This window comes from uncultured Butyricimonas sp. (assembly GCF_959596855.1).
Taxonomy (GTDB): Bacteria; Bacteroidota; Bacteroidia; order Bacteroidales; family Marinifilaceae; genus Butyricimonas; species Butyricimonas muris.
In genome coordinates this window covers 16,179-33,519 of the sequence record NZ_CAUFYA010000032.1, presented here as the reverse complement: position 1 = coordinate 33,519, position 17,341 = coordinate 16,179, and the positions used below count along the sequence as shown (strand labels likewise).

The 17,341-nt window shown below is 46.5% G+C and carries 12 protein-coding genes; all 12 read left to right on the top strand.

All coding sequences use genetic code 11. The annotated features are described in order from the left end of the window. The 12 genes from Q5866_RS13795 to Q5866_RS13740 all read left to right on the top strand — a co-directional run bounded on the left by Q5866_RS13795 (window position 1) and on the right by Q5866_RS13740 (window position 17,251). Complete coding sequence (locus tag Q5866_RS13795) at window positions 1–2,298, top strand: Gldg family protein (RefSeq protein WP_303180821.1); 2,298 nt, start codon at window positions 1–3, stop codon at window positions 2,296–2,298. Window positions 2,299–2,345: 47 nt separating this feature from the next. Further along, entirely contained in the window at window positions 2,346–3,272 is a 927-nt protein-coding gene (locus Q5866_RS13790) for an ABC transporter ATP-binding protein (RefSeq protein ID WP_186976476.1), read from the top strand. A 40-nt stretch (window positions 3,273–3,312) separates the two neighbouring features. After that, window positions 3,313–5,649, top strand: a complete 2,337-nt coding sequence (locus Q5866_RS13785; RefSeq protein WP_303180819.1) for a Gldg family protein — start codon at window positions 3,313–3,315, stop codon at window positions 5,647–5,649. An 87-nt stretch (window positions 5,650–5,736) separates the two neighbouring features. Then, window positions 5,737–7,074 carry a DNA mismatch repair protein gene (locus Q5866_RS13780; RefSeq protein ID WP_303180818.1) on the top strand — a complete coding sequence of 446 codons (1,338 nt, stop codon included), beginning with the start codon at window positions 5,737–5,739 and terminating at the stop codon, window positions 7,072–7,074. Next, window positions 7,071–8,402 carry a hypothetical protein gene (locus tag Q5866_RS13775; protein WP_303180816.1) on the top strand — a complete coding sequence of 444 codons (1,332 nt, stop codon included), beginning with the start codon at window positions 7,071–7,073 and terminating at the stop codon, window positions 8,400–8,402. Before Q5866_RS13780 ends, Q5866_RS13775 begins: the two co-directional genes overlap by 4 nt. A gap of 17 nt (window positions 8,403–8,419) precedes the next feature. Beyond that, a complete protein-coding gene (locus Q5866_RS13770) occupies window positions 8,420–9,757 on the top strand; it encodes a TolC family protein (protein WP_303180814.1) in 1,338 nt (445 codons plus the stop codon). 20 nt (window positions 9,758–9,777) lie between these two features. After that, window positions 9,778–10,959 (top strand): efflux RND transporter periplasmic adaptor subunit, encoded by a 1,182-nt coding sequence (locus Q5866_RS13765; RefSeq protein ID WP_303180813.1) that lies wholly within the window; start codon window positions 9,778–9,780, stop codon window positions 10,957–10,959. Window positions 10,960–10,997: 38 nt separating this feature from the next. Then, complete coding sequence (locus Q5866_RS13760; protein WP_303180849.1) at window positions 10,998–11,738, top strand: ABC transporter ATP-binding protein; 741 nt, start codon at window positions 10,998–11,000, stop codon at window positions 11,736–11,738. A gap of 102 nt (window positions 11,739–11,840) precedes the next feature. Next, window positions 11,841–13,061, top strand: a complete 1,221-nt coding sequence (locus Q5866_RS13755) for an ABC transporter permease (protein WP_303180811.1) — start codon at window positions 11,841–11,843, stop codon at window positions 13,059–13,061. A 179-nt stretch (window positions 13,062–13,240) separates the two neighbouring features. Further along, the gene (locus Q5866_RS13750; protein ID WP_186976488.1) at window positions 13,241–14,161 is read left to right on the top strand and encodes an ABC transporter ATP-binding protein; all 921 of its coding nucleotides are present in this window, start codon (window positions 13,241–13,243) and stop codon (window positions 14,159–14,161) included. A 20-nt stretch (window positions 14,162–14,181) separates the two neighbouring features. After that, entirely contained in the window at window positions 14,182–16,524 is a 2,343-nt protein-coding gene (locus Q5866_RS13745) for a Gldg family protein (protein WP_099293359.1), read from the top strand. Between the two features lie 148 nt (window positions 16,525–16,672). After that, window positions 16,673–17,251 carry an RNA polymerase sigma-70 factor gene (locus Q5866_RS13740; RefSeq protein ID WP_303180809.1) on the top strand — a complete coding sequence of 193 codons (579 nt, stop codon included), beginning with the start codon at window positions 16,673–16,675 and terminating at the stop codon, window positions 17,249–17,251. Window positions 17,252–17,341: the final 90 nt, after the last annotated feature.

Here is a 17,341-nt window from a genome sequence, read left to right as displayed (position 1 = left end):
ATGAGAGCCATATATAAAATAGCGAAGACGGAATTACAGATGCTTTTTTATTCGCCTATCGCTTGGTTATTGTTATTGTGTTTTATTTTTCAGACGGTGTTCTTTTACACGGGTATGCTCGAGGGATTCGTGCTTGACGTGGAAAATTCGGGGAGGACTTATTGGTGTTCTTATCGTTTATTTGTTATGGGACATGGCGGCGGATCGGGTTTGTGGCCGAGCGTGGTGAAAATCCTGTACTTGTATATCCCCTTGTTGACGATGGGGGTAATCAGTAAGGAGTTGAGTAGCGGTTCGATAAAATTATTGTATTCTTCACCGATCAGCAACACGCATATCGTGTTAGGAAAGTTTTTGGCGATGGTGGCGTATGCGTTTTTGTTGACCTTGATATTGTTCGTGTATGTCGTGTTTGCTTGGTGCACGATCGATAACTTCGAGTGGGCATGGATATTGACCGGGTTGTTGGGAATATTTTTGTTGACCTGTACCTATATGGCGGTGGGTATATTTGTTTCCAGTTTGACTTCTTATCAGGTGATTTCAGCGGTAGGTACGTTTATCGTGTTGATGTTGTTGGGTATGGTGAGCGGCTGGGGACAGCAGTATGACCTTGTGCGGGAAATTACCTATTGGTTGGGGATGAACGGACGTGTGAATACTTTTATTAGTGGTATGCTTTGTAGCGAGGATTTGATTTATTTCTTGACAGTGATTGCTTTGTTCCTGATGTTGACGATTATTCGTTTGCATGCTATTCGCCAGAAACAGAAATTCACGATTACGCTTTACAAAAATCTCGCGGTGATTGCTTTGGTTTGCCTAGTGGCTTTTATTTCGTCACGTCCGGCATTGTTAGCTTACGCGGATACGACTTCCACGAAAAAAAACACGTTGACTCCCGTGGCTCAAGAGATCGTGGGGAAATTGGATGGGGGATTGACGATTACTTCTTACGTGAACGTGCTTGACTCGAGATACGGTACTTACGCTTATCCTCATTTTATCATGAAGAATCGAGAGGCTTCTCGTCACTTTACACGTTTCAAGCCGGAAACAGAGTTGAAAGTCGTGTATTATTATGCGGATCCGAACGAGGGGATGCCGGGACGTCCTTCCGCTTGGCAGCAAGCCCGGCGATTGTGCGAGGTGTACGAGATGGACAGTACGATGTTGTTGTCGAGAGCTGAGGTGGATAAGATGGCGGATTTGGCGTCACAAGGATATAAGTTTATACGGGAAGCAGTCCGCGAGAACGGACAAAGAGAGTGGTTACATGATTTCACGGGTAGAGGATTGTTGGAAGAGGGTGCGACTGCCGTGGCGTTGAAACGTATGGTTATGGATGTGCCCAAGATCGGTTTCGTGACGGGACATCGGGAGAGAAGTATGTACGGGGATGTGCCGTATGACATGGGATACTTGTTGACGCATAGATGGAATAGCGGTTCCTTGGTAAACCAGGGATTTGATATGGTGGAGATAACCTTGGATAAAGATATACCAAAAGATATTAATATATTGTGGATCGCGGATATGCGCACGGAGTTGACTCCGGAAGAGGAGAGTGTATTGGGGAAATATATTGAACGGGGTGGAAACCTGATGTTTATGGGTGAACCCAGTCACCGCGAGGCTCAAAACAAGGTGTTGGGTAAGTTTTTCGGGTTGGAATTGACACCTTTGTTGGTGGGACCGGATGTTCGGTTCAAGGGAACTTTACCGACGGCAAACCTTTTGGCAACGGTTCCGACCCAACGGGTGAAAGATTTGATGTACCAGATGAAATCTACTTATCGGATTGCCCACGAGAATTGTGCGGGGATCGAGCAAGTGGAGGATAAGGGGTTCAAAGTGGAAGCTTTCTTGAAAACGGATACGATCGGTCCGGTGTGGACAGAATTGGAAACCACCGATTTCGTGGATGACACGGTGAAATTTAATCCGGCAGTGGGAGAGGTGTCCAAAGTGTTTAATACTGCGGTGGGGCTGACCCGTCAGGTGGGAAACAAGGAACAACGGATTATGGTGACGGGAGATGCCGATTGTTTGTCGAATAACGAGTTTGTAATTACGAGAGGGGTTTCTGCTGCCAATGGTAATTTGCTGGCGGGATGCGCTCTTTGGATGTCATACGGTGAGGTACCCTTGGATACGCGGCGTCCGGACACGAAGGATTCAACCGTGTCGATATCTATGGCTTGGTACAGGATATTTAAAGCCGGGTTTAAATTCGGGTTACCGATCTTGCTGCTGGGATGCGGGGTGTTTATTTGGTTCCGGCGGAGAGGAAGATAAGCGAGTGTGAAAATTTTGGTATGATAAAAAAGAAATAAAAGATATTTATGGAAGAAGCTATCGTAAAAGTGGAACATTTGTCACATCGTTACAGTGTGCAATGGGCTGTCAAAGATATTAGTTTCGAGATCCCGAAGAGAGGTATATACGGTTTGTTAGGCTCTAACGGGGCGGGGAAATCGACCGTGATGAATATTATATGCGGGGTGTTGAAGCAAACGGAAGGAAATGTGCTTATTCATGGTGCGGATACGCGTTTGGAACCTTTGGAGGCGAAGAAACATATCGGGTTCTTGCCTCAGCAAGCACCCTTGTACACGGACATGACAGTGGAGGAGTACTTGACGCATTCGGCTTATTTGCGCCGGATGCCGGATAAAGAGATTAAATCGGCGGTGGAGGAGGTGATGGAGCGTTGCTCTATTATGCATTTCCGTAGTCGGTTGATCAAGAATCTTTCCGGGGGATACCAGCAACGGGTGGGGATTGCACAGGCTATCGTGCATAAGCCTGCCTTGGTGGTGTTTGACGAGCCGACAAACGGGTTGGACCCGAATCAGATTTTGGATATTCGTCGCTTGATACAGGATATTGCGAAAGAGCGGACGGTGATTCTCTCCACGCATATTTTGAGGGAAGTACACGCGATATGCGACTACCTGTTGATGATCGAGCAAGGGAAGTTGGTGTTCTCCGGGACGGTAGACCAGTTTGATAATTATATCGTGCCGAGTACTATATTTCTACAATTGGCGGACGCCCCGGCTCCCGAGGTGTTGATGCAGGTGGAGGGTGTGACTGGCGTAGAGGAGCTAGGAGGACAACGTTTCCGCATCTCGTTCGAGGAAGCGGAAGGCGTGTTGGAACGCTTGATAGAAGCCAGTTCCCGCAATCGCTGGCGATTGATGGAAATTCGACCGGAGAAGAGTTCGCTGGACGATATTTTCGCGGCATTGTCGAAACAAGCGCACTGATGTATGAATTTAAGGTATGTGACTATAAAAAAATGAGATTATGAAATTGATATATAGAATAGCGAAGGCGGAGTTGCGGATGCTTTTTTGCTCTCCGGTGGCATGGTTCCTGTTGGTGATATTTACTTTGCAGACCGCTATGTACTTCACCGGAAGATACGAGTGGTTTATGAAAGGGAATGAATACGGGAGCGGGAGAACGATGATGGCTTCCATGTCTTTGTTCGCGAACGGGATTTGGGGTATCGTGCAAAATTATTTGTATTATTATATTCCGTTGTTGACGATGGGGTTGATCAGTCGGGAGTTGAGTAGCGGATCTATCAAATTGTTGTATTCGTCGCCGATACGTAATTCGCAAATTATCTTGGGTAAGTTTTTGTCAATGGTGATTTATGCCGCTTTGATGTGCGGGATACTGTTGCTTTACGTGGTTTACGCGGCATTTACCGTGGAGAATTTTGAGTTGCCGGTAGTGTTGGTCGGTTTGTTGGGATTGTTCTTGTTGACTTGCACGTACGTGGCGGTGGGTATTTTCGTGTCCAGTTTGACTTCTTACCAGTTCGTGGCAGCTATCGGGACGTTTATCATCTTGATGCTGTTGAGCATGGTAGGCGGCTGGTGGCAGGAGTATGACATCATTCGGGACGTGACTTATTGGTTGAGTATCAACGGGCGGGCTTCTACTTTTATTATGGGTATGCTTTGCTCGGAGGATGTGTTGTATTTCCCGGTTGTGACGGCTTTATTCTTGTTTCTAACGGTGGTACGTTTGAACGCGGTGCGTCAGAAAGTGCGTTGGCAGGTTTCTTTCGGTAGATATATGGCGGTCATCTTGATTGCTTGTACGATAGGATATTTTTCTTCCCGCCCGAAATTGATGGGGTATTACGATGCTTCCTCCACGAAATGGAACACGTTGACGCCGCATAGCCAAGATATCGTGTCTAAATTGGATGGTGGCTTAACGATTACGGCTTACGTGAATATCTTGGGACCGAATTATCAGATGTTCGCTTTCCCCGATTTTATTCAACGTAATCGGGAACAATTTAAACTGTACGAACGGTTTAAACCGGAGATGAAATTGAAAGTGGTGTATTATTACGACACGATCACCCCGGCTGACGGGGTATACGGGGAAACCTTTGCCGAAAGATTGGCGAGCAAGAATCAAACCGTACACCAAGCGGCTAAGAAAATGTGCGAGTTATTCCAATTGGATACCGTTCACCGGGTATTGAGTCCGGAAAAAATTCGGAAGATAGCGAATTTGGAGGGAGAGAGAACGTTTGCTTGGGAATTGGTGCGTGAAAGTGGTGAAAGAGCTTGGTTGCGTACGTATGATGACCCGATGCAACCTTTCCCCGGAGAGGCGGAGATGTCTGCTGCCATGAAACGGATGACGTTGGAAGTTCCGAAGATCGGTTTCGTGAAAGGTTACGGTATGCGTTCCATTCATGACACGAAAACTCGCGGTTATCACTTTTTCGCTTACAAGAAAGATTTCCGTCAGGCATTAGTAAACCAAGGTTTTGAAACGGTAGAAATTGATTTAGAGAATGGTATTCCATCCGATGTGAATATTGTAACAATTGCTGATATGCGTGAACCCTTTACCGAGAACGAGGAACAGGTTTTGGCGAAATATATCGAAAGAGGAGGTAACTTGTATATTTTGGGCGAGCCGAGAAGACGGGACGTGATGAATCCCCTGTTGAACAAGTATTTTGGCGTGAAACTATTGAAAGGTACGTTGGTTCAATATCGTTTGGAATGGTTACAACCGGATATATTGAATTGTATGATTACTCCCATGGCGAGAGAGTTTAGTTACTATTTCGGGTTGGCTAATGGAGTCATGTTACCGACGGCTGCCGGGTTAGAGCAAGTGGCTGACCGGGGTTTCAAAGTAACTCCCGTGTTGGTAAGCGATACATTGAATATTCAGAGGAAAGAGAATCGTTCATATGCCGTGTGGAACGAAATGGAGTCTTTGGATTACGTGGAGGAGCGTTTGACACTTAATCCGGCGAAAGGTGAGGTTGCTAAGGATTATTGTACGGGAATGGCATTAACCCGTATGGTGAACGGTAAAGAACAACGTGTTATGATCTTGGGAGATGCCGATTGTATTTCTAACGGGGAAATCACCGAAGGTCGTTCCCAGACGAACTTCATTATGGACTTGGGTACGTTCCATTGGTTGAGTAATAATGAATTACCTATTGACGTGAGAAGACCGGGTACTAAAGATAACCGGGTAGACATCGGAAGATACGGGTTCTACGTGATGAACTGGGGATTCAAATGGATTATCCCGTTGTTGCTTGCCGGTGCCGGAATCGTGTTGTGGATTAGAAGGAGATCCAAGTAATTAAGTGATTTATGATTTACGATTTATGATTTCGGAAGGCCGGATGATTGAATCGTAAATCTAAAATCTAAAATCATAAATTGAATCATGAGTTTCAAAATAGATAAGCAAACATTGACGGATTTGGCTATATTCGGCACGGGTAAGAACCAGTCTGTTTATGAGATTTTCAACCGGACTCACTCTCGCGGGGGTGCTCGGTTGTTGGAAGAGATGTTCCAGTATCCTCTTTCTGAAATAGATGCCATTGAAAGCCGGAGTAAGGCTATTGCCTATTACATGGATAGCCGGATGCCCTTTCCTTTTCGGGGGGCGATATTTGACGCTATTGAATTTTACTTGAATAACACGGACAGTAGGACTCAGTTGATGGCACAGGACAATACGTTGGGACGGAAGGTAAAAAACATTATGGGTTCCGACACGGATTATACATGGATACACAATGGAATCGTGGGATGTCTGGAAATGTTGAATACCTTGAATGACTTTTTGGATTCCGGGGGTGAAGCGAGTGATCAGAATGTCAAGAAAGCCAATGACGAACTGAAAACATTGCTCGCCAATGAGAAATGGAGTTGGTATCGACAGGAGAAAGGGAAGAAGAAGGTAAATTACGAGCAAGCGGTAAAATACGATAAGGTGTTCCGGTTTGAAGAGCGGGGTAAATTGTTCAAGATGATGTACAATATATACTTGATGGACGTGTATATTACCGTGGGTGAAGTTGCCAGAGAACGGAATTTCGTGTTTGCCAAAGCTTTGCCGGCGGGGGAAAACGTGTTGAAGATGAAAGGCGTTTTTCACCCGTTCCTGAAGAAACCCGTGGGGAACACCATTAATGTGGACAAGAACAGCAATGTCATATTTCTCACGGGAGCGAATATGGCGGGTAAATCAACCTTCATGAAGTCTTTCACGATAGCCTTGTTTCTGGCTCACGCGGGATTTCCCGTGCCGGCGGAGGAGATGGTGTTTTCCGTGCGTAACGGGATGTTTACGACCATTAACTTGCCGGACAACCTGAGCATGGGGTACAGTCATTTTTATGCCGAGGTGTTGCGTGTCAAGAAAGTGGCACAGCACTTGTGCCAGACGGAAAATCTGGTCGTCGTGTTTGACGAACTTTTCCGGGGCACGAACGTGAAAGATGCTTATGATGCCACGTTGGCGGTGACGGAAGCGTTTGCCGGGATACCGGATTGTTTGTTCATGATTTCGACTCATATCATTGAAGTGGGGCAGGTCTTAAAGGAGCGTTGTAAAAACATTCGTTTCGTTTACTTGCCGACGGTGATGGAAGGAAGTGTGCCGAGATACACGTATCAATTGACAGAGGGAATCACGAATGATCGTCACGGGATGATCATTATCAACAACGAGAAGATAATAGAAATAATAAACGGGGAAGGGGGCACGTTATGAGTTTCGAGACAGACAAGCAGACATTGGAGGATTTGAATATCTTGGGGCGGTACAAGAATAATTCGGTTTACAGTATTTTTTGTGATACGGTAACACGCGGGGGTGAACGCCTGCTGGAAAGGATGTTTCTCAATCCTTTGACGGATACCGCGGAGATTAACCGACGAACCCAAATCTTCCGGTATTTCAAAGAGCATGATATTGCTTTTCCCGGCGAAACGAGAGAGTGTGATATCGTGGAGCAATATTTGTCGGGCGCCAGCGGTAAACATTGGGTATTTAATCTGGCGGTTCTATTAAGGGCGAAAACGCTGGAATTAATAGGAAATGATACCGTTATAAATCAATGGCATGAACAAGTGATAACCACGTTGTTTTTCTTGCAAAAAGCCCAGGGTTATTTAGACGAAGTTGTCAAGACAATCACGGGAAACCCTTTGGAAGAGAGAATCAAGTGGGGACATTCCCTGTTGCGGGATAAGGCGCTTGCCCGCGTGTTGAGTTTTCGGGGAGAAAAGCTAAGTTTGAGCGAGATGTTCAAGTTTGACAAGATATTGCGTTGTGATTTAAACAGGAAACTCGTTGATTTCGTGAAATTATTTTATGAAATAGACTTGAATACTGTGGTCGGGCGGGTCGCCCGGGAGCGGGAATTTTGTTTCCCGGTGGCTTACGCGGATAGTGAGGTTTCCATGGGGATACGGGGTTTGTTTCATCCCGCTTTGCCGGGTGCTGTGTCTAACGATCTGGAAATCACGAAAAGCAGGAATATCTTTTTCCTGACGGGAGCGAACATGGCAGGTAAATCCACGTTGATGAAATCTTTCGGCATAGCTGTTTACATGGCTCACATGGGATTCCCCGTGGCGGCGAAAAGTATGGAGTTCACGGTACAGGACGGGATATATACCTCGATCAACGTGCCGGACAACATTAACTTGGGATACAGCCATTTTTACGCCGAGGTTTTACGGGTGAAAAAAGTGGCAGTGGAGGTGAGTTTGTCAAAACGATTGGTCGTGATCTTCGACGAGTTGTTCAAGGGTACGAACGTGAAAGACGCTTTCGACGCCACGCTGGCAGTGACACGGGCTTTGGCAAATCGTCGGGCTTGTTCTTTCATGATCTCCACGCACATCATTGAGGTCGGTCAAGAATTGGGGAAGACGTGTGATAACGTGACTTTCGCGTATCTCCCAACCGTGATGAAAGACAAGGTGCCGACTTACACGTACCGTTTAGAAAATGGGATAACGAGTGACAAGCACGGGATGATTATTATTAATAACGAGCGAATCGTGGAAATCATTCGTTCGAGAGTAAGATAAACTGCAAGAATTTATTTATGAGAAAATTAAATGATGTTTATTCACGTTCGGGAAACGTGAAGTGGGGAAACCTTATGTCTTTGGTGTGCATATGTATCATAAATTTGAGTGCGATAGACGGGATGGCACAACAGAAGCCATGGTCTTTGCGGGTATGTATTGAACATGCCAGAGAACATAATCTTCAAGTAGAATACGCCAGAGTATCTTTGGAAAATACTTCAGTTGACTTGTCAAGGGAGAAAGCCCAGCGGTTACCATCACTTGATTTTTCGAGTACCCAGGGGTGGGGACACCAAAAGTCAAGTTCCTACACGGGTAGCTATTCCTTGAACGGAAATATGGCACTTTACCAGGGAGGCAAACTCTCCCGTTCCATCCAGCAGCAGGAATTGGTTGAAAAAGCCATGACGCAAGATGTACTTGTTGCCCAAAATGATATTGAAATAGCGGTGACAAAGGCATATTTGCAAATTCTGTACGCGAATGAAACTTTAAAAACCGACAGGCAGACGTTGGAAAGTTCCGGAGAGCAATTGGCACGGTCGAAAGCCTTGCTTGACGCGGGTTCTATCAGCACAAGCGATTTCGCCCAAATGGAATCTCAATATAGCAACGATCAATACCGGGTGATACAATCCGAAAATGATTTGGCTTTTTCCAAGTTACAATTGAAACAACTTTTGGAACTCGGACCGGAAGACGATTTCGATGTTGTGTTCCCGGAATTGGACGAGAGAAATGTGTTCGTTGCTATTCCTGGGTTAGATGAGGTCTACCGGGAGGCATTGCGGGTTATGCCTGAAATGAAAAGTAGCCGGTTGAACGTTGAATCGGCAATTCTGGGTGAAAAAATCGCCAAGGGAGATTACTTGCCAAGTATCTCGCTCACGGCTTCCGTCTCCACGAATCATGATTCCAAGAGTTCGGGGTCTTATTTTTCACAAATGGATGATCGCTTGAATGAAAATGTCGGGATTAATATCAGTATTCCGATCACGAACCGGAAGAAAGCTCGTTTAAATGTTTCAAAAGCTAGGCTTCAAACCGAGCAATCCCGGCTAGCCGAACGTAATACCCGAAAAGATCTGTTGCAAACTGTGGAATCATTACATCAGGATGTCGTGGCAGCCCAAAGTCGCTATTCGGCAGCCAATCAACGGGTAAAATCGGCTTACACGAGTTATCGGCAGGTGCAAGAGGAATTTGATGCCGGAATGAAGAACCCAGTTGATTTGCTGGTGGAGAAAAATAACTACCTGTCAGCCTTGCAGGAACAGATTCAAGCGAAATACCAAGCAGTCCTCGCGTTTAAGCTATTGAATTTTTACAGGAATGAACCGATAGATATATAATTTGATAAAAATAATTGAAGATGAAAAAGATAGTTATTGCAATAATTATTGTTGTGGGAGTCATACTCTTGTTTTTCTCCTTTCGCCCGAAAGAGAAAGAAACCGTGAAGTACGAGGTGTTCGAGGTTAAGAAAGGGGATATTCGTAACACGATCACGGCGACGGGCACCATAGAACCGATCACGCAGGTTGAGGTCGGAACACAGGTTTCCGGGACGATAGCCCGTATTCTAGTGGATTATAATTCAGAGGTGAAAAAGGGTCAGCTTATCGCTGAACTGGATAAAACCGTGCTGGAATCGGAGTACGAGTCACAGTTGGCAACGCACTATTCCAATCAGAACGAGTACGATTACCAGAAGAAAAATCACGAGCGCGTGGCAGGATTGCACGCCAAGAATTTGGTGAGTGATTCGGATTTCGAAACCTCCGAATACCAGTACGAGAAAGCTCGCCGAGCGTTGGAACGCTCCCGTTCTGATTTATTGAAAGCGAAGACGAACCTGAATTATTGCATGATATACTCGCCGATAGACGGGGTTGTTATTTCCCGAGCCGTGGACGAGGGACAGACCGTGGCGGCAATGTTCAACACGCCGAAATTATTCGTTATCGCGAATGATTTGAGAAAAATGCGGGTTATTGCCGACGTGGACGAGGCTGATATCGGTCAGGTGAAAGTGGGACAGAAGGTGATATTCACGGTAGACGCCTTCCCGGACGAGCATTTCGAGGGTTCCGTGACGCAGGTGCGTTTGGAACCGATCGTGACATCGAACGTGGTTACTTACGAGGTGGTGATTGACGCACCGAATCCTGATTTGAAGTTGAAACCGGGTTTGACGGCGAGTATCACGGTGTTGACGCACGAGAAGACGAATGTTTTGATGATTCCCTTGCGTGCCCTACGCTTCCAGCCCGAGAATGAGGATGGGGAGTCTGTTGCCCCCGAAAAGACAAAGGTACAACCGGGGATGAAAGAAACGAAATCCGTTTGGATACAGACCGTCGAGGGATTGAAAAATAAAAACGTGCGTACCGGTATCTCGGATGGGATTTACACGGAAGTATTGGAAGGTGTCCAAGCCGGGGAGAAGGTGATTACCGGGATACATCTGCCCGCTAAAGTGACTGAATCCATAAAGACAAAACCGGGTGGAAATCCCTTGATGCCTAACATGACCGGGGCAAGACCTCATTAAAGTAGATATATCATTTAATTCACGTTATGAATACACAAGTGAAAGATATAATCAGAATAGAGAATCTTTGCCGTGATTTCATGGTGGGTTCGGAAACGGTACACGCTTTGCGTGATGTTTCTTTTTCTATCCAACCGGGAGAGTTCGTGACCATCATGGGCACGAGCGGTTCGGGAAAGTCAACCCTGTTGAATATGCTGGGTTGTCTGGATATTCCCACGTCGGGGGAGTATTACTTGGACGGGAAGCCCGTGCGGGAGATGGGGAAAAATGACAGGGCTTCCTACCGGAATTTGAAGATAGGCTTTATTTTCCAGTCCTACAACCTGTTACCCAAGACGACAGCCTTGGAAAACGTGGAGTTGCCCTTGTTGTATAACCCATCTGTATCCAAGCGAGTTAGGCGGGAAAAAGCGTTGGATGCCTTGAAAGCGGTAGGCCTGGAGAACCGGGTGAATCATCGTTCCAACCAGATGTCCGGGGGACAGCAACAGCGGGTGGCAATCGCTCGAGCTATGGTGAACGATCCCGTAATCTTGCTGGCGGACGAGGCGACGGGTAACCTAGATACTCGCACTTCTTACGAGATTTTGGCACTCTTCCAGCGGCTGCACGCCGAGGGGAGAACGATCATTTTCGTGACGCATAACCCGGAAATAGCGGAGTTCAGTAGTCGCAACATATTACTCCGTGACGGTCGGGTTGTCGAGGATAAGAAAAACTCCAGAATTGGTTCCGCCCGGCAAATGCTGGAGGCGTTACCTAAAGAAATTAATTAATTTACGATTTATGAATTACGATTTATGATTAATAAAAGCGTTAGTTAGGGAGGATGATAATCATAAATCTGAAATCATAAATCATAAATCTAAAATGAATAAATGAATTACGGTAATTTGATAGTAATAGCCCTTCGGGCTTTGAGTAATAATAAATTGCGAGGGTTCCTGACGATGTTGGGTATCATTATCGGTGTCAGTTCGGTGATCTCGATGCTTGCCATTGGCGAGGGTTCGAAGTACACGATAGAGAAACAGATCGAGGAACTTGGGGCTAACATGGTGGTGGTCAATCCCACGAATGCCATGGTCGGGGGAATCCGGCAGAACGGGGTACTTGTCCAGACCTTGAAGTTGGAGGATTATCAGGCCATCGTTTCGGAAGTCCCCTACATGGAGAGTTGTTCCCCTTACGTGTCGAAGTCGGGGCAAGCCATTTTCGGCCCGAATAATGCCCCGACCACGGTATACGGTATTAACGAGGACTACATGGACATCTGCCGCTTGACGGTCAACCGGGGGGAGATGTTCAGCGATCAGGACATGAAGAATGCCGCTAAAGTGTGTGTGGTGGGGCAGACAATCGTGGACAATCTTTTCAAGAACGGGGAAGACCCTCTCGGGCAGGTGATCCGTTTTGATAAAGTGCCTTTTCGTGTTGTTGGAGTTTTGGCTCCTAAAGGTTATAATTCCATGGGGCGGGATCAAGATGATATCATCTTGGCTCCTTTCACGACAATACAGAAAAGATTGTTGGCAATCCCTTACATGCACGGTATTTACGTTTCGGTTATAGACGAGAAGTACACGGGCAAGATGATGCAAGAGATCACGGGAGTGTTGCGGCAGACGCATCGTATTCCCGCGGGGCAGGAAGATGATTTCACGGTTCGTTCGCTGGAAGAGATGAGTAAAGTGTTGACGATGGCGACGAAGGTGTTGACGATACTCTTGGCTTGTATCGGTGGTATCTCTTTGCTTGTCGGTGGCATCGGAATCATGAACATCATGTACGTTTCCGTCACCGAGCGCACGAGGGAAATCGGTTTACGAATGTCTATCGGTGCCAAGGGGCGGCATATCTTGTTCCAATTCTTAATTGAGTCGATTATTATCAGCGTGTCTGGCGGGATTATCGGCGTGGGGTTGGGAATCGGTGTTTCATTGGCACTTCGTTCCCTATTGGGATGGCCGATATCCGTGTTACTGTACTCGGTGGTGATATCGTTTCTTGTCTGCACGTTCACGGGTGTTTTCTTCGGTTGGTATCCCGCCCGCAAGGCATCCCGGCTGAACCCGATAGACGCTATCCGTTACGAGTGATAAAAATGTGCGTGCTTTTCTATAAATCATCTTGAACAACAACACAAGATGGAAGGCTGTCCGGAAACGGGCAGCTTTTTTGAATTATAAGTCGGTACTTTTTTGTTTTTGAAGTGTTATAAAAAAGCAAGGCTCGTGAAAGAGACGCTTGATCAAAGTTATGAATTAAAATCGTATGTATGGAAAATCCAATTGTAAAAGTTGAACATTTGTATCATCGTTACACGACACAGTGGGCGATCGAGGACATCAGTTTCGAGATCGACGGCTCCGGTGTAGTGGGTTTGCTGGGCTCGAACGGGGCGGGGAAGTCGACAACGATGAATATTATTTGCGGTGTGTTGAAACAGACTCAAGGGAAGGTATTTATTAACGGGATTGATACGTTGAAACACCCGGTGGCTGCCCGGAAATATATCGGTTTTTTACCACAAAAACCACCCCTCTATCCCGATTTGACGGTGGACGAGTATCTTCGTTTTTGCGCGGAGATTCACTGGATGGACAGGAAAAAGATCAAGACGGCTATCGGGGAAGCGGAGGAACGTTGCGGGATCACGCACATGAAAGACCGCTTGTTGCGTAATCTTTCGGGCGGTTACCAGCAACGCGTGGGTATCGCGCAGGCTATTCTGCACGATCCGAAGTTCGTGGTGCTGGACGAGCCCACGAACGGGTTGGACCCGAATCAGATACTGGAAGTGCGCCAGTTGATCCGGGATATTGCCGAGGAGCGTACCGTGATGCTCTCGACGCATATCTTGTCGGAGGTGCAGGCTACTTGTTCCACGATCAAGATGATTGAACACGGGCGGGTTGTTTTTTCCGGCAGCGTGGATGAATTTGATAGTTATATCGAGCCGAACACGCTTTACGCCACTTTCGATTTGCCCCCTTTGCCGGATGAATTGATGGCGATGCCCGGCATCAGACGGGCGGAAAGCGTGGGAAGTCATGGTGTCCGCCTGACGTATGACGGGGATCGGGATACGATAAAGCTGATTATCCGGGAGAGTGTGGCACGGGGATGGGAAATGACGGAAATTAAGGTCGAGAAAAGCTCGATGGAAGCCGTGTTCGCTAAATTGTCAGGGAAATAATTTAATATGGAGGAAAAATTATGAGAGCAATATACAGGATAGCCCGTTTGGAGTTGTCAAATCTTTTTTATTCGCCGGTAGCGTGGCTTTTACTCGTGCTTTTCGTGTTTATGACAGGTATGGGATTTGCCGATATGATGGAGATGCTGGCAAGGCGGCAAGAATTGGGAAGCAGGGGATTGTACGCGATATCCCGGGTGATATTTTATACCCCCATGGGGGGATTGTGGTCGAGAGTGAGTCAGTTCCTATATTTATTGATGCCTTTGTTGACGATGGGGTTGATTAGTCAGGAATTTAACAGGGGATCTATCAAGTTGCTTTTTTCAGCCCCGATCACGGGCAGGCATATCGTGCTTGGAAAATACTTGGGCATCATGCTGTACGGTTTGTTGATGATGGCATTCCTGTTGGTTTACGTGCTGATAGCCGGATGCCTCGTGGAGTCGTTCGATTGGTCGGCGGTGTTGGCGGGTTTGTTGGGATTGTATTTTTTGTTCGGGCTTTACGCGGCTATCGGGCTTTTCATGTCGACGTTGACTACTTACCCGATCGTGGCGGCAATAGGAATGTTTGCCTTGCTGACCTTGTTGAATCTGGTTTCCGGTATCTGGCAGGAATTTACCTTCGTGCGGGAAATCACGTATTGGTTGTCGCTTGGCGGTAGGGCGAGCACGTTTATCAAGGGATTGATTTGCAGTGAAGATATTTTGTATTTCGTGCTTATGAGCGTGATGTTCCTGTGTTTCGCAATATTGAAATTGCAGTTGCGGCGGGAGAGCTGTTCTTTTGCAGGGAAAGCCGCGCGTTATCTCGGGGTGTTTCTCGCGGCGGTTTTCTTGGGGTATCTGACTTCCCGTCCGACGATGAAGTGGTATCATGATTCGACACACACGAAGAGCAATACTTTAACACAAGCGAGTCAGGATATCGTGGCACAGTTGGACGGCGGATTGAAGATAACGACTTACGTGAATCTGTTCGGGAGCATTCACAGCATAACGACGAAAGGTATCAATAGTGATATAGCCCGTTACGAGCGGTATATCCGTTTCAAACCGGAAACCAAACTCGATTATGTCTTTTATTATTACACGGACACGACGACCGAGGCTTTTAAAAAGAGATACCCGGAAAAGACTTTGTACGGGGCGGCTAAGGATGCGGCTAAATTGCAGGGAACCCGGTTGGGAAAATATCTTTCCCCGGAGGAACTGGCTAGAGAAGAGGCGCTAAGAAATATAGATTTAAGTGACGAGGGGTATCGTTTCGTGGCTTTGATCGAACGGGATAACGGGCAAAAAACTTTTCTACGGGTATATGCCGACATGAATCGTCTTCCGGGTGAAACGGAGATTTCCGCGGCGTTGAAACGAATCGCGATGAAGTTGCCTCAAGTGGGTTTCTTGTCGGATCATGGCGCCCGTTCGATTGTCGGGGATAAGAATCGGGATTATTCTTATATGGTTGCCGAGAAAATGTACCGGAAGTCGTTACTGAATCAAGGGTTTGACGTGACTGACGTGAATTTGAAGCGTAACCCGGGGGTGTTGGATAGTTTGGACGTGCTTGTTGTGGCGGAACCTTTGGAACCTTTCACGAACGAAGAGTTGAAAACTTTGTATCGTTACGTGGAAAGCGGGAGGAATCTGGTGATCGCCGGAAAACCGAAGAGTTATTCCCATTTGACTCCTTTGATGGAGTATTTAGGATTGAGTTTTGAACCGGGTATTCTGGTGCAACAACAGATTGACGAATATCCCCCGCATTTGTTTCTTTGCCGGGCAACGGAGGAGGCTCAAGAGATATCCCGCCTATGGAAGAGTCTGTACGTGAACACGAACATGGGACGCCGTCCTGCGTCTCTGGTGATGCCGGGAGCCTTGGCTATCGAGCAGAAAGCGGAGAAGGGTTTCCGTGTAATGCCTTTGTTTCAAGGGCGGGATTCTGCCGCTTGGAATGAATTGGAAACGATCGATTTCGTGAATGACACGGCACGCCTGAACCCGAAAGCGGGAGAGCGTGCCGGGGTGAAAACGACGATGGTCGGATTGGAACGGGAGCATGCCGGGAAACAACAACGGATTATCGTGCTCGGTGATGCCGATTGTTTCAGCATGGGCGAACTGTCCACAACCCGCCGGGGGATATCGTCGGCGAACGGGGACTTGATTATGTCGATGTTCGACTGGCTGTCTTACGAGGAATTACCGGTGGATACTACCCGTCCCGATCCTATTGATAATAAGTTGAACTTGGGTATGGATGCCGGGGGAACCTTGCAAATCGTGTTGAAGTGGGTATTGCCGGCATTGCTTCTTTTGCTGGGAATACTGGTGCTGATCCGAAGGAAGGGGAAATAAGATAAAGTTCATTAAACTATAAAGTCCGTAAAGTTTATAATATCGTGATAAACCTTACGGACTTTTTTGCTTTCTCGGGTGTTTTCGTGTCAAAGATTTTGGTGAAAGGGAAACTTTCTCTATTTTTGGAAAAATATTTATTCCAATAATGAGGTATGACGGGCGTGACATAGCAGAAGAGGATTGGGTTAAAGGATTGAAGGACAATTCAAGTGAGGTTTTCGAACAGGTATTTCGGGAGATGAGTCCCAAATTATACAGGTTCGCTTTAGCCTATACCATGAATGCAGATACGGCAGAAGATATCGTGCAGGATACTTTTATGCACCTGTGGTCAATGGCTGCTTCTCTGCCGGATGAAACCAATATCAGCAGTTATCTTTATTCTTCCGTGAAAAATTCTTGTCTGAATTATTATAAACATCTCCAAGTGGAAGATTCTAACCGGACGAAACTGACGGAAGCATTGATATACGTCGGTACGCTGGAGTACGAGGATAACAGCGCCTTGTTCGAGAAAGTTCAAGAGTGCCTGCAAAAATTACCCGACCAACAACAAAAAGTATTGGAACTAAAGATATTCCGGAACATGAGTTACAAAGAGATCGCTCGTGAACTTGATATCTCGGAAACATCCGTCCATACCCACGTGAAACGAGCTTACAAATTTATCCGGGAATCCTTGCCGTTACTCTATGCGTTTATGATCTTGAAGGGAACGATTTAATTTTAGATTTATGATTTTAGATTTATGATTGGGGACTGCGCGAGACGTGCGTCTATTCTGTGATTTAGCGATTCTTGATTTTTGTGATTT